This is a genomic window from Compostimonas suwonensis (assembly GCF_002797855.1).
GTDB classification, from domain to species: domain Bacteria; phylum Actinomycetota; class Actinomycetes; order Actinomycetales; family Microbacteriaceae; genus Compostimonas; species Compostimonas suwonensis.
In genome coordinates this window covers 835,806-852,795 of the sequence record NZ_PGFB01000002.1, presented here as the reverse complement: position 1 = coordinate 852,795, position 16,990 = coordinate 835,806, and the positions used below count along the sequence as shown (strand labels likewise).

The window sequence follows — 16,990 nt, the reverse complement described above, 5'->3', positions numbered from 1 at the left end:
GACGGCGTGGAGTTGGGAACGAGGACAGCGTAGGTGACGCGAACACAGAACGATCGAGCCGAACTCGAGGGTTACGACAAACTCGAGCTTGGGGCGACCGGTCGGCCGCTTCGCGACTTCCCCGAGCCGCGGAAGCTCAAGGGCCACGGGCCGGCGCGCATCATCTCGCTCTGCAACCAGAAGGGCGGGGTCGGCAAGACGACGTCGACCATCAACCTGGGGGCGACCCTCGCCGAGTACGGGCGCCGGGTGCTCGCCATCGACTTCGACCCGCAGGGCGCGCTGTCGGCGGGTCTCGGAGTGCAGACGCACGACGTCACGACGATCTACGACCTGCTGCTGAGCGGTCGCAAGGATCCCCAGGAGGCCATCCAGCACACGGGTGTCGAGGGCCTCGACGTCATCCCCGCCAACATCGACCTGTCGGCCGCGGAGGTGCACCTCGTCAACGAGGTCGCCCGTGAGCAGATCCTCGCCGGCGTGCTGCGCAAGGTGAGCGACGACTACGACGTGATCCTCATCGACTGCCAGCCCTCGCTCGGGCTCCTGACGGTCAACGCCCTGACCGCGAGCCACGGTGTGCTCATCCCGCTCGAGTGCGAGTTCTTCGCCTTGCGCGGTGTCGCGCTGCTCGTGGAGACGATCGACAAGGTGCGCGACAGGCTGAACCCGGCGATCGCGCTCGACGGCATCCTCGCGACCATGTACGACTCGCGCACCCTGCACAGCCGCGAGGTGCTGGAGCGCGTCGTCGACGCGTTCGGCGACAGCGTGCTCGAGACGGTCATCGGCCGCACGGTCAAGTTTCCCGATGCGAGCGTGTCGGGCACGCCCATCACGCAGTTCGCGCCGGAGCACCAGTCGTCGAAGCAGTACCGTCAGCTCGCCAGGGAACTGATCGCGCGTGGCGCCATCGCCTAGTGCGGGCACGACGGCTGAGAGCGAGCGACGCTCCGACGCCGCCGTTCCCGGTTTCTCCGTTGCGCTCAGCAACTTCGAGGGCCCTTTCGATCTGCTGCTGACCCTCATCTCGAAGCACGAGCTCGACATCACCGAGGTGTCGCTGAGCCGGGTGACCGACGAGTTCATCGCCTTCCTGCGCGGGGTCGACTCGGCCGAGGAGCTCGACCGGGCGAGCGAGTTCCTCGTCGTCGCGGCGACGCTGCTCGACCTGAAGGTCGTCGGCCTGCTTCCCCAGGGCGAGCTCGTCGACGCCGAGGACGTCGCTCTGCTGGAGGCACGCGACCTGCTCTTCGCGCGACTGCTGCAGTACCGGGCGTTCAAGGAGATCTCGGCATGGTTCCTGAGGAGCCTCGACGCGGAGGGCTCCCGTCACGTGCGCTCGGTGCGGCTCGAGGAGCGCTTCCGCCAGCAGACCCCCGAGCTCAAGTGGACGCTCTCGGCCGACGACTTCGCGGCCATCGCGACCCTCGCCTTCACCCCGCGCGAGATCCCGACGGTCGGCCTCGACCACCTGCACGCCCCGCTCGTGAGCATCCGCGAGCAGGCCGCGCAGATCGTCGCCATGCTGCGCAGCGGCGAGAGCTACAGCTTCCGCCAGCTCGTCGCGGGCGTCGAGCAGAAGGGCGTCGTCGTGGCCCGGTTCATCGCCGTGCTGGAGCTCTACCGGCACGCCGCCGTGTCGTTCGAGCAGCTCGAGCCGCTCGGCGAGCTCACGATCCGCTGGGCGGCCGACAACTGGTCCGACGAGAACCTCGCCAATCTGGGAGCCGATTACGATGCCTGATCCTTCGGAGCTCGGCGAGACCGAGCCGCAGACCCCGACCGACTCACAGACGCAGGCCGGCTCACAGACGCAGGCCGGCGAGCCCGGGCAGGATGCCGCGCTGCCCGCGGCCGCGGCGATCGACGTCGAGCGCGCCCTCGAGGCCATCCTCATGGTCTCCGACGAGCCGCAGAGCCTCGTGAGCCTCGCGACGGCCGTAGGGCGCCCGGTCGCGGCCGTGCGCCAGGCCGTCGAACGCCTCGTCGAGGACTACGACGGCATCGGCGGCGGCCCCCGGCGCGGTTTCGAGCTGCGCGAGGTGGCGGGCGGCTGGCGCATCTACGTGCGCCCCGAGTACGACGCGGTCGTGGCCGACTTCGTTCTCACCCAGAACCCCACGCGGCTCTCGCAGGCGGCACTCGAGACGCTCGCGGTGATCGCCTACAAGCAGCCGATCACACGCGGCTCGATCGCCTCGATCCGGGCCGTGAACGTCGACTCGGTCGTGCGCACCCTGCTCGGCCGCGGCCTCATCACGGAGGCGTTCAGCGATCCGGAGACGGGTGCCATCCACTACGCGACGACGGACACCTTGCTCGTGAATCTGGGCATCAACTCGCTCGAGGAGCTGCCGCCGATCTCGCCGCTTCTCCCCGACGGCACGGAAGGTTTCGACGGTGACTACCGATAACAAGCCCCTCTGGGAGCCCGCTCCCGAACCCGACGGCGTGCGCCTGCAGAAGGTCATGGCCGCGGCCGGTGTCGCCTCCCGACGGGTCTCCGAGCAGCTCATCGCGGCCGGCCGCGTGCAGGTGAACGGCACGATCGTGAAGGAGCCCGGCCGCCGCATCGACCCCGACAACGACCTCGTGGCCGTCGACGGCCAGGCCGTGCAGCTCGACACGAGCCGTCGCTACGTCATGCTCAACAAGCCCGTGGGCGTCGTGAGCAGTCTGAGCGACGAGCGGGGCCGCCCCGACCTGCGCCGGTTCACCCGCGAGTTCGAGGAGCGCCTGTTCAACGTGGGCCGTCTCGACGCCGAGACCTCGGGCCTGCTCATCCTCACGAACGACGGCGAGCTCGCACACGTGCTCGCGCACCCCTCGTTCGGCGTTATGAAGACCTACATCGCGAAGGTCGAGGGCCGGATGTCGGCGCAGACGGTCGCGAAGCTGCTCGCCGGCTTCGACCTCGACGACGGCCCCATCCACGCCGACAAGGCGCGGGTGCTGCCGGGCTCCTCGGCCACCGAGTCGCTCGTGGAGATCACGCTGCACTCGGGGCGCAACAGGATCGTGCGGCGCATGCTGGCCGCGGTGGGGCATCCCGTCGTCGAGCTCGTGCGCCGGCAGTTCGGGCCCCTGCACCTCGGCACGCTGCAGTCGGGCGCCACTCGCGAGCTCAGCAAGGCCGAGCTCGGCGAGCTGCTGACGCTGTCGCGTACGGGGGCGGAGCAGACCGCCGCCGCCGATCGTGCCACGACCGCCGCGGCCGCAACGACCACCCCGGCCGGCGGTGCCGGCGGCTCCGCAGAGGAGGACGAGTGAACGACAGCACGGCTCGCCTGACCGGCCCGGTGCGGGTCGTCGGGGCCGGCCTCCTCGGCGCGAGCATCGGGCTCGGCCTGCGCGCTCACGGGGTCGACGTCATCCTGAGCGACGCCTCGCCCGCCAACCTGAACCTCGCGATCGACTACGGCGCCGGTCGCGCCCCCCGGCCGGACGACGCGCCCGCCCTCGTGGTCGTGTGCGTGCCACCCGACCTCACGGCCTCCGTCGTCGCGGCCGAGCTCGCCGCCTTCCCGAACGCCACGGTCACGGATGTCGCGAGCGTCAAGGTCGCGCCCCTCACCGAGCTCGAGGCCTCCGGGGCCGACACCTCCCGCTACGTCGGCGGCCATCCGCTCGCCGGCCGGGAGCGCGGGGGAGCCATCTCGGCGCGCGCCGACCTCTTCATCGGGCGGCCCTGGGTGGTCTGCACCCGCCCCGATCTCAGCCGCCGCCACACGGGTCTCGTCGAGAGCCTCGTGCTCGACCTCGGCGCCGCGCCCGTCGAGATGACGACGGTCGGCCACGACGCGAGCGTCGCCCTCGTCTCGCACGTTCCGCAGCTCGTCTCCACGCTCATGGCCAAACGGCTCGTCGGCTCCTCGGAGCAGGCGATCGCCCTCGCCGGCCAGGGCGTGCGCGACGTCACGCGGGTCGCGGCGAGCGACCCCGAGCTGTGGGTGCAGATCCTCGGCTCCAACGCGCCCTCCGTCGTGCAGATCCTGCGCGCCTACCGCGACGACCTCGACACGGTCATCGGCGTGCTCGACGACCCGACTGCTCCCGGAGCCCGGCGCAGTCTCGCCGAGGAGCTCGCTGCCGGCAACGCCGGTGTCGCGCGCATCCCCGGCAAGCACGGGCAGGATCGCCGTTTCGCCCAGCTCGTGGTGCTCGTCGACGACAGGCCGGGCGAGCTCGCGCGGCTCTTCGCCGAGATCGGCGAAGCGGGGGTCAACCTCGAAGACCTGCGCCTCGAGCACTCGCCGGGCGCACAGATCGGCCTCGCCGAGATCTCGGTGCTGCCCGAAGTCGTGCAGCGTCTGAGCGACGAGCTCGCGGAACGCGGTTGGAGGATCGCAGGCTAGTGGCAGACACCCTCATCGTCGTCGCCGTCGACGGACCGGCGGGCAGCGGCAAGTCCAGTGTGAGCAAGGCCGTGGCGAAGAAACTCGGCTACGCGTACCTCGATTCGGGCGCGGCGTATCGCGCGTTCGCCTGGTATGTGGTGCAGCGGGGGATCGACGTGCAGGACGAGCCCGCCGTCATCCGCTTGCTCGCCGACTTCGACTACCGCATCGGAACCGACCCCGACGGCTACGCGGTCTTCGTCGGCGAGCACGAGGTGACGCAGGCCATCCGCGACCCCGAGGTGACCGCGACCGTGCGGTACGTGTCGCGGGTGCCGGAGGTGCGTTCGCACCTCGTGGAGCTGTTCCGGCGCATCATCCGCTCGGCCGACGCACCCGGCATCGTGGTCGAGGGGCGCGACATCACGACGGTCGTGGCCCCCGATGCCCCCGTGCGACTGCTGCTGACGGCCGAGGAACACGTTAGAATGGGCAGGCGTTCCGCTGAGATCACGACACAGACGGCGTCGACCGTCGCTGAGCAGTTGCGGTCGCGCGATCGGGCGGACTCCCGGGTCGTCGACTTCATGAACGCCGCAGACGGTGTCACCACCGTCGACTCCACAGACCTGGACTTCGACCAGACCGTCAACGCGGTGATCGAGGTCATCCACTCCCACACAGCGAGGATCTCGCATGGCAACTGATCAGCCGAACACGCCCGACTTCGACGACGAGCAGCTCGAGACCGACGACGAGCTCGCGAGCCGCCTCGGGGAGCTCGACGACGACCTCGTCACCCAGCGTGCCGCCGCCCTGCGCGCCGGCCTCGAGGACTACGACCTCGACGAGGAAGACCTCGAGGTGCTGGATGCCGCGACCGACGACCCCGACGCGATCATCTACCTACCCGCGCTGCCGGTGCTCGCCATCGTCGGCCGCCCCAACGTGGGCAAGAGCGCCCTCGTCAACCGCATCCTCGGACGCCGCGAGGCCGTCGTCGAAGACACCCCCGGTGTCACGCGCGACCGCGTCTCGTACCGTGCCGAGTGGAACAACCGCTTCTTCACCCTCGTCGACACCGGCGGCTGGGAGCCCGACGCCAAGGGCATCAACGCCTCCGTGGCCGCGCAGGCCGAGGTCGCGATCGACCTCGCCGACGCCGTGCTCTTCGTCGTCGATGCGAACGTGGGCGCCACCTCCACCGACGAGCACGTCGTTCGCCTGCTGCGCAAGGCGGGCAAGCCCGTGTACCTCGCGGCGAACAAGGTCGACGACGTGCGGCAGGAGCCCGGGGCATCCGCTCTCTGGTCGCTCGGCCTGGGGGAGCCGTACCCGGTCTCCGCCCTGCACGGCCGCGGCGTCGCCGACCTGCTCGACCTCGTGGTCGGCAAGCTCCCGCTCGAGTCGGCCGTCGCCAAGAACGAGGTGGGCGGGCCGCGTCGTGTCGCCATCCTCGGCCGGCCGAACGTGGGCAAGTCGAGCCTGCTGAACAAGGCGGCGGGCGAGGAGCGCGTCGTCGTCAACGAGCTCGCGGGCACCACTCGCGACCCGGTCGACGAGCAGGTGGAGCTCGGCGGCAAGGTGTGGCGCTTCGTCGACACGGCCGGCATCCGCCGCAGGGTGCACCTCGCGCAGGGCGCCGACTTCTACGCCTCGCTGCGCACCTCGGCCGCTCTCGAGAAGGCCGAGGTCGCCGTCGTGCTGCTCGACGTCTCGGCGCCGATCAGCGAGCAGGACGTGCGCATCATCGACCTCGTGCTCGAGTCGGGCCGTGCCCTCGTGCTCGCCTTCAACAAGTGGGACCTGCTCGAAGACGAGCGCCGCCGCTACCTGGAGCGCGAGATCGAGCAAGACCTCGCGCACGTGTCGTGGGCTCCGCGGGTGAACATCTCGGCCCGCACCGGCCGCCACCTCGAGAAGCTCGTCCCGGCGCTCGAGACGGCGCTCGACTCGTGGGACACACGCATCCCGACGGGCAAGTTCAACGCCTTCCTCGCCGAGCTCACGGCCGCCCACCCGCACCCCGTGCGCGGAGGGAAGCAGCCGCGCATCCTGTTCGGCACGCAGGCCTCGTCGCGGCCGCCGACCTTCGTCGTGTTCACGACGGGCTTCCTCGACCCGGGCTACCGGCGTTACATCACCCGTCGGCTGCGCGAGGTGTACGGCTTCGAGGGAACGCCCATCACACTCAACATGCGGGTGCGCGAGAAGCGCAAGCGCTAGGAGGCGCGCAGGCCCGTCGTGTCGTAGTGTCGTAGGTGACATCGAAGGAGATGCCACATGGATGCCGCAGACAGCACCGACAACGGCCTCGAGCCGGTTCCCGACAACACGATCGTGGTCGGCCACGACGGTTCGCCGGGCGCCGATCGCGCCCTCGCCCTCGCGCTCGAGTACGCGAACGACCTCGGCGCGCCCCTTGCGATCGTGCGGGCGTGGACGATCGACACCGCTCCGCGCGGCCTGATGGCCGAGCGCGGCTACGTGTCGTCGTTCGAGGAGATCAACCAGGTCGTGCGCGACATGCTCGTCGCCGACGTGCGCGAGGCCGTGGGCACGTTCCCGACGGTCGCGGTCGACTATCTGGCCGTGCTCGAGCACGCCGCGAAGGCGCTCATCGACGTCTCCGCCCGCGCGCGGCTGCTCGTGGTGGGCTCGCGTGGCCTCGGCGGCATCGCGGGCACGCTGCTCGGCTCCGTGAGCACGGAGTGCGTGCACCGCGCGAGCTGCCCGGTGCTCGTGGCGAGACCCCGCGCGCAGCAGTAGCTCGGCCGGAACGCGTCGGGCTCAGGCGCGCGCGGCGTCGCGCAGGCCGGTGAGCAGCGCGGCGCCGGTCGCGGCATCCGGGGCCGTGACGACGAGCCGACGCCCGTTCGTGCGCTCGACCTCGATGCCCGGGCCCCTGCGCGTGACGATGCCCAGGCGGCCACCCGTGCCGAGGCGGATGCCCCAGCCGCCGAACTCGGCGAGGGGATCGACCTGCACGGTGCGCACGGCGGCGATCTCGTCGAGGGCGACATGGAAGACGGGCACGCCGAGCAGGGCGCGCACGTGCAGCCCCCGTGCGTCGACGGTGACCCGCCAGCTGAGCAGGCACAGCGCGATCACGAGGATCACGGCCGTGACGATCATGGCCGACCAGGCCTCGGGCACAATGAGGAACACGACGACCGGCACGAGCGCGACGGCGATGATCAGCCAGACGACGAGCGGCGGCGACGAGGTCACGGCGGTCCAGGCGGCGCGTTCGCCCGGGCCGAGCCGGATGGCCGGGGAGGAGGAGCCCGCGGAACCGGCGGCTCCGGCGGATGCGCCGGTCGCGGCATCCGGGGCGGGCAGGGGGTCGGCGGGAAGCGCGAACCAGGCGATCACCCCCACTGCCACGGCGGCGACGCCGCCGACGAGGGCGACACCGCCGATGCCGCCGGCGTCGTGCGCGTCGCTCAGCCCGCGCTGCACGGCAAGGGTGCCGGTCGCGAGCACCACGAGGAAGGTGGAGAGGGCGGGGACGAACGCGCCCGTCCAGCGCGCGGAGACGGGCGGAAGGCGCGTGCCCGCCGAGGTGAGCGCGATGAGCCCGAGGAGCGCGGGCAGGCCAATGCCGAGCACGGGGATGAGGAGGATCGTGACCCAGGCCGGGCCGTAGCCGTTCACGCCGTCCGTTCCCCAGTGCACGGCGACGGGGTCGGGCAGCTCGGGCAGCCACACGAGAGCGAGCACGAGCGCGACGAGGCCGAGGAGCGCGGGCACGCCGAACACGACGATCGCGAAGCGCGCGCGGTGGCGGGGCTCGGGGCGGGGAGAGGTCATCGTTCGAGTTCCTGTCTCATCATGGCCATGACGGTTGCGGGGGCGACGCCGAGCCTGCGGGACTCGTCGGTGAGCTGTTCGATCAGGCGGGGGAGCTCCCCGCGTTCGGCGGGCGCCGCGACGGAGGCGCCGCGGCCTCGGCGCAGCTCGATGAGCCCCTCGTCGCGCAGCAGCTGGTAGGCGCGCAGCACGGTGTGCACGTTGATGTCGAGGCTCGAGGCGAGAACCCGCGCGGGCGGCAGGCGTTCACCCGTGACGAGGGTGCCCTCGGCGATCTGCGAGCGGATGCCGCGCACGAGCTGCTCGAAGAGCGGTTCGCGTGATGCGGGCTGGATGGTGAGGAGCACGACTCGATTCTATTGTTCTAGTTGTCATTAGAACAATTAGCGGGTCGCCGTCGACCCCGTCAGGGGTCGATCGCGTCGAGCACGGCGTCGACGACGGCCTGCCCGCCGTCGCCGTTCGTGAGGATCGCGACGCCGAAGCCCTCGCCCGGCACGGCCGCGAGATACGCCGTGTAGCCCCGATTCACACCCGGATGCGCGACCGCCGCCCGGCCGTCGGGGGTGCGGCCGAGCTCGAGCCCCAGACCGTAGGCGCCGTCGGTGCCCTCGGCGGCGGTCTCCATGAGCCGCGTCTGCGGGGTGTCCTCGGTGAGTGACGCGAGGAAGAGCGCCAGGTCGTCTGCCGTCGAGCAGAGGCCGGCTGCCGCGGCCTCGGCGTAGAGGTACTGCGGGGCGACCCGGCCGTCGCGGTCATGGCCGGGTGCGGCATCCGCCGGTCTGGTCGTCGTGCAGGCGTAACCGCTCGCGGTCATGCCCCGGGGTCGCAGCACGAGCTCCTCCGCGAGCTCGGCGAAGGGGCGGCCGGTCGCCGTCTCCGCCACGAGCTGCGCGATCGTGTAGCCTCCGCCCGAATAGGCGTAGTGGCCGGCATCCGAGGTCATGCGCACCGCGTCGCCAGTGGATGCCGAGGAGCCGCCGTCGAGAGAGCCGACCGTCGAGGGCAGAGGCTCGTCGGCCGGGGTGCCGAGGTAGCCGGGAACGTCGATGCCCGCGGTGTGGCTGAGCAGCCGGCGCAGGGTGACGTCGTCGGTGCCGCCCGGCAGCCGCCAGTCGCCGAGATGGTCGCTCACGGGTGCGTCGAGGTCGAGGGTGCCTGCGTGCACGAGCTCGAGGATCGTCGCGGCGGCGACCGGCTTCGAGATCGAGCCCACCGGGAAAAGGGTGTCGGATGCCACGGGCTCGCTGCCCCCGGCCACGCCGAAGCCCGCGCTCCACACGGGCCGCCCGTTCTGCACGATCGCAACCGAGGCGCCGGGCACTGTCGCCGATGCGAGCGCGACGGGAACCGCGGCTTCGATGCGGACGATCACGGCATCGAGGTCATCGGGCGGGTCGAGTGCTATCGACGTTCGCGGCGTTGTGAGGGTCGTGCTCACGACGACGGCCGCGACGAGGGCCGCCGAACCCGCGACGACCCAGGGCCAGCGTTTTCTGCGCACGCTGCGACGCTAGCAGGGCGGGTCGCGCTCGAGGTGTCGGAGCGGATGTGCGCGATCGCGCAACTTCTGCGCGCCGCGCCGTGCAGCGGCCCGCTTGCGCGGCGTGTCGCCCGAATCTGCGCAGCCGCCCCTTCGCGCCCGCCGGGCGCGCCCTCTCAGAGCTGCGCCTCGACCTCTCCGGTGGCGACCGCGTCGCGCAGGCGGTGGTAGTCGGCGAGCGACTGCTCGGCGTAGGCGATGCTCCACTCGGTGATCGCGCGGTCGAAGGAGCTCGAGGAGCCCAGGTATCCGGCGATCATAGGAGCGTCGTGGCTCTGGGCGTGGGCGCGCGCGAGCAGGGTCGCGCAGGCGTCGGCGTAGGTGAGGAAACCGCTGAAACGCAGCTCCGTCGCGTCGATCGACCCCTTCATGTCGCGGAACTGGCGCACGTAGTAGTCGCGTCCGTCGACGCTCAGGTAGCCGAGGAAGGAGTCGGAGACGGCTTGCAGGATGCGCTGGTTGGAGACCACCCGATGCCCCTCGCGGGCGTGGAGGGGCCGGTTCGCCTCGTCCTCGGGCGACGGCTCGATCCTCCCGTAGCTCTCGAGCACCGAGGTCTGCGCCTCCTTGACCTGCAGCACGAGGGGCTCCTGCTGCGGGCCCGTGAGGATGAGGATGTAGCAGCGGGTGCCGACACTGCCGACTCCCACGACGCGCATCGCGACATCCGTGAGGGTGAACTGCGAGAGCAGCTGGTTGATGTCGCTCGGCACGGTGCGCCGGTAGCGCTCGAAGAGCCGCTCGAGGTCGGTCTCGGTGGCCTCGGGCAGGTGGGTGAGCACGGGCGGGTCTTCGATGAGCATGCGGGTGCCGTCGGCCGCGCGCGTCGTGACCTTCTCGAGGTAGGAGCGCGAGGTGCGCCTGCGGGCCTGAGCCGTGGCGCGGTCGATGACTTTCTGCGTCTTCGAGTCGATCTCGGGGTGGATGGCGTCGACGTCCATACGGAAGTAGTAGCGCTCGAGCACGTCGAGCTTCATCATCTCGAGCATGCCCGTGCGATACGACTCGGCGGCGTGGCGGGCGGCGCGGCGCACCTGCTTCTCGCCGTGGCCGGCCTCGCGCCCGCCGATGACGACGCTCGCGACGAGACGCTTGAGATCCCACTCCCAGGGGCCGGAGGCGGCCTCGTCGAAGTCGTTGAGGTCGAAGACCATGGAGCGCTGGGGCGAGGCGAAGAGCCCGAAGTTGCTCAGGTGCGCGTCGCCGCAGCTCACCACCCGGATGCCCGTGTTCGGCTCGGAGGCGAGATCGGCCGCCATGATGCCGGCGGTGCCGCGGTAGAAGGCGAACGGGCTCGCGAGCATCCGCCCCATCCGCAGCGGCACGAGATGCTGCACCCTGCTGGCGTTCTGCTGGGCGAGGATGGCGAGCGGGTCACGGTCGCGGGCGGCGAAGAGCCCGTGCTCCGAGCGGGGCAGCCGATGGCGGATGTCGCGGCCGACCGCGATCGCATCCTGCTGCTTCGCGTAGCGCGTGTGCTCGCTCTGCAGCCTGCTGAGGTGGGTGGGCACGGGTCGTTCTCCGCTCGGTCGGCGTGACAGGGGTGTCGCAAGAGTACCGCCACGACAAGTTGAGCCTCGTTAAGTCGTGAGACATCTCTCGTGAACCGATGAGTCGCCCCTGATTCAACTCTCGCGGCTTGACTCGCCGAACCCCTCCGCAGCATCGCGCCGCTCGAACACGCCTTTCTCGGGTCGTCTTGCCCGACGTGGGGAGGCGCGTCACCGATGCCGCGCTCACCTGGCCGTGACCTCCGGCCAGCTCGCACGGGCCGCTAGACACGGATGGCGCGGGGAGCACCTCTCCGCGCCATCCGTCATTCTCGCCGGTTTGTGCTGATCGGGGCGTGTTACGGTAGCGCGGTGCAGACCTTCCTCCCGTACCCCTCGTTCGCCGAGAGCGCGCGTGCGCTCGACCGTTCGCGGCTCGGCAAGCAGCGGGTGGAGACGTTGCAGCTGCTGCGGGCGATCACGATCCCGACGTACGGGTGGCGTCATCATCCGGCGGCGAAGATGTGGCGCGGCTACGTGCCCGCCCTCACCAAGTACGGCCTCGTGATGACGGATGCCTGGATCGCCGCCGGCCACGCCGACACGGTGCGCGAGCAGCTCGTGCCGTTCGCGCCCGAGGTCGAGGCGCTGTCGCAGGACGAGCTGGAGCTGCCCGGGTGGGTGGGCGACCCGGCGTTCCACCGCGCGCACCAGTCGAACCTGCTGCGCAAGGATCCGGAGCACTACGGGCCGCTGTTCCCGGGGGTTCCGGACGACCTTCCGTACATCTGGCCGCCGGAGCGGGTCGCGGGGGAGTAGCCTCGGCGCCGTGCGGGCTCGCCCGAGCCTGCTGAGCCGCCGAACCTGCTGAACCGCCGAACCCGCTGAGCCCCCGAACCCGCTGAGCCGCCGAACCTGCTGAGCCGTCGAATCCGCTGAGCCCCCGAACCCGGTGAGCCCCCCCGAACCCGCTGGACCCCGAACCGCGGGAGCCTAGAGCGCGAGCGTCACGACCGCGCGCGTCTTCGTCGGACGGGAGGTGATCGTGAAGCCGGCCTTCTCGAAGAGCGACAGCGTGCCGTGGTAGAGCTCGGCGGAGCTCGCCGCGGTGCGTGCCGCCGTGTCGACCGGATAGCCCTCGACCAGCCGGGCGCCGTTGTCGCGCGCGTGCTCGACGGCTCGCGCGAGCAGTTCGCCGCCGATGCCCCGCTTGCGGAACCCCACCCGCACCACGAAGCACGTCACGGCCCACACCGTGCTGTCGTCTTCGCGCTCGGGGCTGCTCTTCACGACCGTCGACTGCAGCAGGCGCGGGTAGCCGGTGCGGGGCTCGACAGCGCACCAGCCCACGGGCTCGTCGCCGAGGTAGGCGATCACACCCGGGGAGGGGCGGAGGGTGTCGACCTGCCGCCGAAAGTCGTTCCTGCAGGTGTCGGATGTCGCGGCATCCCACCCGCTCGCCGGCATCTTGAACCACTGGCACCAGCATCGCGAGGCATCCCCGCGCGTGCCGAACACCTGCTCGACGTCGCTCCACGGCACCTCGTCGACCGCCAGTGCTCTGACCTCGCCCGCCCCCTGCATGCGACCACTCTAAATCGGGCCGCCGACGCCGGGGAGGGTGTGCGCGGGGCCCTGCGAGTCGCGCTAAGATAGTCAAGTTGTCCGAAACGACAACGGGCTGTGGCGCAGCTTGGTAGCGCACTTGACTGGGGGTCAAGGGGTCGCAGGTTCAAATCCTGTCAGCCCGACCGAGAGGTCCCGGAAACTCAAGGGTTTCCGGGACTTTTTCTGTAGGTGGATGTGATCCGGTCATCGAAAACCCATCACTTTGACGCCCTCACGGCCCGCTGGGGCCGCCGCGCTCCGGTAGGGGAGCGACCGTGCCGGTTGCTCCAAGTTCGTGGGTGGGAGCAGGACGCACCTGTTCGGTATGGACACCGAACACAGCCCGGCCGGCAACCCCTGGGGTCTGGAGCCGCTGCTCGACGTCGGCGAGCTCGCCGCCTATCTGGGCGTGCCCGTATCGACGGTCTACGACTGGCGCACCCGTGGCCTTGGTCCGCGGGCGTATCGCTTCGGGAAGCATCTGAAGTTCGCGCTCTCGGACGTGCGGATCTGGATCGAGCAGCAACGCGACCCCGAACCGCCTGCTTCTCCAGAGGGGAGGTGACCCGATGAGCCGGCAGCGTCTGACCATCGGCACCTTCGGCGAGATCGGGTACCTCGACGGTCCGAGCGGACGCATCGTCGCGCGCGCCCGCTACCGCGACTGGGACGGCAAGACCCGGCTCGTCCAGGCGACCGGGGACACACGGAAGTCCGCCGAGCGGGCGTTGAAGGCGAAGCTCGCCGACCGGAGCCTCTTCCAGCCGTCGTCCTCGGCGCTCACGCCGGACAGCCCGTTCCCGGACATGGTCGCGTACTGGCTCGAAGATCTGGAGCTCGAAGACCGGCTCTCCAAGCGAACCCTGCAGCTGTATGAGCGGAACATGCAGACCCTCGTCATGCCCGCCTTCGGGAACCTGACCCTGCGGGAGATCGGCGTCGCCCGCTGCGACCACTTCCTCAAACAGCTCGCGAAGCAGAGCTACAACCGCGCCAAGCAGGCCCGCGTCGTACTCCGTCTCGCACTCGGTCTCGCTGTCAGGCATGAGGTCTTGCCGCGGAACCCGATGGACCACGTCTCGCGACTGCACCGGCCGGCGTCGACGCCGAATGCGCTGACACCAGCGGAGGTGAATGCGATCCGCACCGCGATCGCATATTGGGAGGCCGGACGCTCGATCTTCGGTCCGAAGCCCGACAGGCAGCTCGGCGCGATCGTCGAGGTCATGCTCGGCACCTCCGCCCGCATCGGCGAGGTCCTCGCCATCCGACGCCGCGACATCGACGTCACCAGCCCGACCCCGTCCATCCGAATCACCGGCACGATCGTCAGCCACCGCGGCGAGCCGACCACGCGACAGGACCACCCAAAGACAGCGAAGTCGCGGAGGACCGTGGCGATCCCGTCGTTCACCGCAGAAGCTGTGCGGCGCCGCATGACACGGCTGGAAGACTCGTCTCTCGACGCCCTGCTGTTCTGTAGTCGCGAGGGAACACCGCTGACGACGAACAATGTGCGCCGTCAGCTTCGGCACGTGCTGGACCTCGCCGGGATCACCGGCGTGACCCCACACATGTTCCGTCGGACCGTTGCGACCGCGATCAACGAGCAGGGCGGCGTAGGGCTCGCCGCCGAGCTACTCGGGCACACTGATCCGAAGATCACGATCCAGCACTACATCCGCCGCAATGAGATGGTGAACCCGGCTACCGCAGAGATGCTCGACCGCGTTTTCTCGAAGAAAGAGTGAGGACTGCTCTCCATCGCGGTGCTCAAGGCGGAGAACTCCATATGGGAGAGCGGTCGGATGAACCGATGGTGTCACTGCTCGGAGCGCTCAGAACTCGCCATATGGGTGAGTACTGCCTGGAACTCGGCGACGATCTGTTCAGGCGCGAACTCGTCTGCGCCATTGACACTGTCCCAGAACCGGTCGTACGTCTCGGTTGCGAACTTCAGGAACCTCCAGAGCGCAGGGGCCTCATGTACGGCTGCGGTGAGGAACTCCGCCCAGCGATCGCGGTCCTCAAGGAGATACGCGAATCCTCGCACCGCGTTGAGCCGGGCCTCATCATTGTCGAAACGCATGTTGCTTCTCCTTAGATCATCGGACGAGTCTTGTTCATGCCCTTCACGACAGGTGCGCGCCGCCATCCCAAAGCTCTGATGGAAGCGGTGACGGTGCCACGATCCGCCACTCGGGACGAGTGAGACTGATGGCTGGTGAGTGGCGCCAGGTAGCGATGGGCAGGCCAGGTTCGCAGCGAGAAGGTCAGGGGTTGGAATCCCCTTAGGTCCACCCATGGAAAGCCTCCAACTCTCTAAAGTTGGGGGCTTTCGGCCTGTTTGGGTGCTGTCTCACGCCGATTCTTGGCCGTTTCGCGTTGTTTCTGGCAGTTTTCTCGCGTTTCAGACGTGAGTGACAGCCTTGCGCATTGGATCTAACGGGACGCTCAAACCCGGGCTCGGGCGCGTGGTGGGCATGCTGGGTGGGGCTCCGCATCTGCGGGGCCGTTCTCGTGCCCGGCCGGTGCGCCGGAGAAAGTTCCCATCCCGTATGTCGCTGCTTGCCGTCGCTCCGTCCGCTCCTTCGCCCTCACCCGTGGTCCTTCTCGATTACGTCGATGGGCCGTCTGGTTCGCCGGATCTAGTGTTGCGGGCGGTGTCGTATCTGCGGGTGTCTACCCGGGAGCAGGCGGAGCGTGCGGGGCAGCGGGAGGGGTTCTCGATCCCGGCGCAGCGGCAGGCGAACCGGAAGACCGCGTACGGACTTGGTGCCTGGGTGTTGAAGGAGTTCGTCGATGCCGGTGAGTCAGCGCGCTCTGCTGCGCGTCCGGCGCTGACGGAGATGCTCGAGTGGATCCGTGCCAACCGGGTCGACATCGTGGTCGTGCACAAGCTCGACCGGCTCGCCCGGAACCGTGCTGATGACGTGCAGATCACGCAGGCGATCGCCGACGCGGGTGCCCGTTTGGTGTCGAGTACCGAGGCGATCGATGAGTCGCCGTCGGGAAGGCTGGTGCACGGGATCATGGCGTCGATCGCGGAGTTCTACTCCCGCAACCTCGCCACCGAGGTCAGCAAGGGGCTCCGGCAGAAGGCCATGCGCGGCGGCACCCCGAACCGCGCGCCGGTCGGATACCGGAACGTGCGCACCTTCGACGCGCAGGGTCGTGAGGTGCGGATCGTGGAAGTGGATGAGGAGCGTGCGCAGATCATCCGGTGGGCGTTCACGATGTACGCGACAGGGGAGTGGAGCCTTGATCGCCTCGCCCGCGGTATGACTCAGCTCGGGTTTACCCTCGCATCCAGAGTAGGGAAGCCGCCCCGGGCGTTGACGGTGAGTTCGCTGCAGAAGATGCTCCGGAACCCGTACTACTGCGGGGTCGTTACCTATGTCGGTGTCGAGTACCCCGGTACGCACGAACCGCTCGTGGAGCCGGCGTTGTGGCAGCGGGTGCAGGATGCGCTCACCGCAAGGCGGAACACGAGCACCCGCGACGTGCACACCCACTACCTCAAGGGGCTGCTCAAGTGCGGGGAGTGTGGGTCGTCGATTATGTACAACCGGACGCGTAACAACCGGGGGACGCTGTACTTCTACTTCGTGTGCCTCGGCCGACACAGCGGCCGCACTACCTGCACATTGAGAGCGCAGCAGGTGCATCTGATCGAGAAGGCCGTGCATCGATTGATCGAACAGATTAGCCTCACCCCGGAGGAGCGGCAGGGCGTGGAGGAGCGGCTTCTCGCTGGATCCAATGCGGGCCTGGATGAGGCCGACGCTGGACGGGCGGGACTCCAGGAGCGCGAGCAGGAGTTGCGTGGGGAGCAGGAGCGTGTGCTCCGCGCCTACTACGTCGATGCGATCAGCACCGACATGCTCAAGCGTGAGCAAGGTCGCATCCGCCGGGAACTCCTCGGCATCGCGCAACAGCTCACCGTCATCGCGCAGCAGACGCGGCACGTGGCTTCACAGATCACGGAGGCGCTGGACCAGCTCGAGAACGTTGACCAACGCTTCAACACCGGCACTGAGGACGAGAAACGTACGCTCTGCCGAACCCTCTTCGACGAGATCAACGTCCAGGCCGATGCCACGGTCAGCGGAGACGTTCTCCCTCCATTCGCGGAATCCCGGTGACTATGTCCGAAATCGAGCGCCGCCGTGAATATCTTCACGGCCTCACGCAGC

At 69.5% G+C, this 16,990-nt stretch carries 18 protein-coding genes and 1 tRNA gene; 13 read left to right on the top strand and 6 right to left on the bottom strand.

The window, feature by feature from the left end; translation table 11 throughout:
• Positions 1-33 precede the first annotated feature (33 nt).
• From CLV54_RS07795 to CLV54_RS07760, 8 genes are read left to right on the top strand one after another with little or no spacing between them, the layout of a single operon-like run.
• On the top strand, positions 34-921 hold the full coding sequence (locus CLV54_RS07795) for a ParA family protein (RefSeq protein WP_100344340.1): 888 nt from the start codon (positions 34-36) through the stop codon (positions 919-921).
• The gene (locus CLV54_RS07790) at positions 905-1,747 is read left to right on the top strand and encodes a segregation and condensation protein A (RefSeq protein WP_100344339.1); all 843 of its coding nucleotides are present in this window, start codon (positions 905-907) and stop codon (positions 1,745-1,747) included. The genes CLV54_RS07795 and CLV54_RS07790 overlap by 17 nt, the downstream gene beginning before the upstream one ends.
• Positions 1,740-2,417, top strand: a complete 678-nt coding sequence (gene scpB / locus CLV54_RS07785; RefSeq protein WP_100344338.1) for an SMC-Scp complex subunit ScpB — start codon at positions 1,740-1,742, stop codon at positions 2,415-2,417. The genes CLV54_RS07790 and scpB overlap by 8 nt, the downstream gene beginning before the upstream one ends.
• Before the next feature lie 55 nt (positions 2,418-2,472).
• Positions 2,473-3,273: a pseudouridine synthase gene (locus CLV54_RS07780; protein ID WP_100344434.1), complete on the top strand. Its 801-nt coding sequence runs from the start codon at positions 2,473-2,475 to the stop codon at positions 3,271-3,273.
• Positions 3,270-4,358, top strand: coding sequence for a prephenate dehydrogenase (locus tag CLV54_RS07775; protein WP_100344337.1), 1,089 nt, complete (start codon positions 3,270-3,272; stop codon positions 4,356-4,358). The genes CLV54_RS07780 and CLV54_RS07775 overlap by 4 nt, the downstream gene beginning before the upstream one ends.
• The gene (gene cmk, locus CLV54_RS07770) at positions 4,358-5,047 is read left to right on the top strand and encodes a (d)CMP kinase (protein WP_100344336.1); all 690 of its coding nucleotides are present in this window, start codon (positions 4,358-4,360) and stop codon (positions 5,045-5,047) included. Before CLV54_RS07775 ends, cmk begins: the two co-directional genes overlap by 1 nt.
• Positions 5,037-6,566 carry a ribosome biogenesis GTPase Der gene (gene der, locus CLV54_RS07765; protein ID WP_100344335.1) on the top strand — a complete coding sequence of 510 codons (1,530 nt, stop codon included), beginning with the start codon at positions 5,037-5,039 and terminating at the stop codon, positions 6,564-6,566. The genes cmk and der overlap by 11 nt, the downstream gene beginning before the upstream one ends.
• Before the next feature lie 57 nt (positions 6,567-6,623).
• Positions 6,624-7,109 carry a universal stress protein gene (locus CLV54_RS07760; protein ID WP_100344334.1) on the top strand — a complete coding sequence of 162 codons (486 nt, stop codon included), beginning with the start codon at positions 6,624-6,626 and terminating at the stop codon, positions 7,107-7,109.
• A gap of 21 nt (positions 7,110-7,130) precedes the next feature.
• Here CLV54_RS07760 and CLV54_RS07755 read toward each other — a convergent pair whose 3' ends face one another.
• The 4 genes from CLV54_RS07755 to CLV54_RS07740 all read right to left on the bottom strand — a co-directional run bounded on the left by CLV54_RS07755 (position 7,131) and on the right by CLV54_RS07740 (position 11,207).
• Complete coding sequence (locus CLV54_RS07755; RefSeq protein ID WP_100344333.1) at positions 7,131-8,153, bottom strand: DUF1648 domain-containing protein; 1,023 nt, start codon at positions 8,151-8,153, stop codon at positions 7,131-7,133.
• Positions 8,150-8,500, bottom strand: a complete 351-nt coding sequence (locus tag CLV54_RS07750) for a GntR family transcriptional regulator (protein WP_100344332.1) — start codon at positions 8,498-8,500, stop codon at positions 8,150-8,152. Before CLV54_RS07750 ends, CLV54_RS07755 begins: the two co-directional genes overlap by 4 nt.
• 59 nt (positions 8,501-8,559) lie before the next feature.
• The gene (locus CLV54_RS07745) at positions 8,560-9,657 is read right to left on the bottom strand and encodes a serine hydrolase domain-containing protein (RefSeq protein ID WP_100344331.1); all 1,098 of its coding nucleotides are present in this window, start codon (positions 9,655-9,657) and stop codon (positions 8,560-8,562) included.
• A 155-nt stretch (positions 9,658-9,812) separates the two neighbouring features.
• The gene (locus CLV54_RS07740; RefSeq protein WP_245861476.1) at positions 9,813-11,207 is read right to left on the bottom strand and encodes a DUF2252 domain-containing protein; all 1,395 of its coding nucleotides are present in this window, start codon (positions 11,205-11,207) and stop codon (positions 9,813-9,815) included.
• Between the two features lie 351 nt (positions 11,208-11,558).
• On the opposite strand from CLV54_RS07740, the gene CLV54_RS07735 reads away from it, so the two are divergent.
• A complete protein-coding gene (locus CLV54_RS07735; RefSeq protein WP_245861473.1) occupies positions 11,559-12,005 on the top strand; it encodes an MSMEG_6728 family protein in 447 nt (148 codons plus the stop codon).
• A 174-nt stretch (positions 12,006-12,179) separates the two neighbouring features.
• On the opposite strand, the gene CLV54_RS07730 is transcribed toward CLV54_RS07735, so the two are convergent.
• Entirely contained in the window at positions 12,180-12,770 is a 591-nt protein-coding gene (locus CLV54_RS07730) for a GNAT family N-acetyltransferase (RefSeq protein ID WP_100344330.1), read from the bottom strand.
• A gap of 93 nt (positions 12,771-12,863) precedes the next feature.
• On the opposite strand from CLV54_RS07730, the gene CLV54_RS07725 reads away from it, so the two are divergent.
• From CLV54_RS07725 to CLV54_RS07715, 3 genes are all read left to right on the top strand, one after another.
• Positions 12,864-12,937: transfer RNA gene (locus CLV54_RS07725), tRNA-Pro, on the top strand.
• Positions 12,938-13,119: 182 nt separating this feature from the next.
• Positions 13,120-13,359: a helix-turn-helix domain-containing protein gene (locus tag CLV54_RS07720; RefSeq protein ID WP_100344329.1), complete on the top strand. Its 240-nt coding sequence runs from the start codon at positions 13,120-13,122 to the stop codon at positions 13,357-13,359.
• A gap of 4 nt (positions 13,360-13,363) precedes the next feature.
• Positions 13,364-14,545, top strand: coding sequence for a tyrosine-type recombinase/integrase (locus CLV54_RS07715; RefSeq protein ID WP_100344328.1), 1,182 nt, complete (start codon positions 13,364-13,366; stop codon positions 14,543-14,545).
• Between the two features lie 71 nt (positions 14,546-14,616).
• Here the strand turns inward: CLV54_RS07715 and CLV54_RS07710 are convergent, their stop codons facing one another.
• Positions 14,617-14,883, bottom strand: a complete 267-nt coding sequence (locus tag CLV54_RS07710; RefSeq protein WP_100344327.1) for a hypothetical protein — start codon at positions 14,881-14,883, stop codon at positions 14,617-14,619.
• Between the two features lie 469 nt (positions 14,884-15,352).
• Between CLV54_RS07710 and CLV54_RS07705 the strand changes: the two genes are divergently transcribed.
• Complete coding sequence (locus CLV54_RS07705) at positions 15,353-16,939, top strand: recombinase family protein (RefSeq protein ID WP_170061963.1); 1,587 nt, start codon at positions 15,353-15,355, stop codon at positions 16,937-16,939.
• Positions 16,940-16,990: the final 51 nt, after the last annotated feature.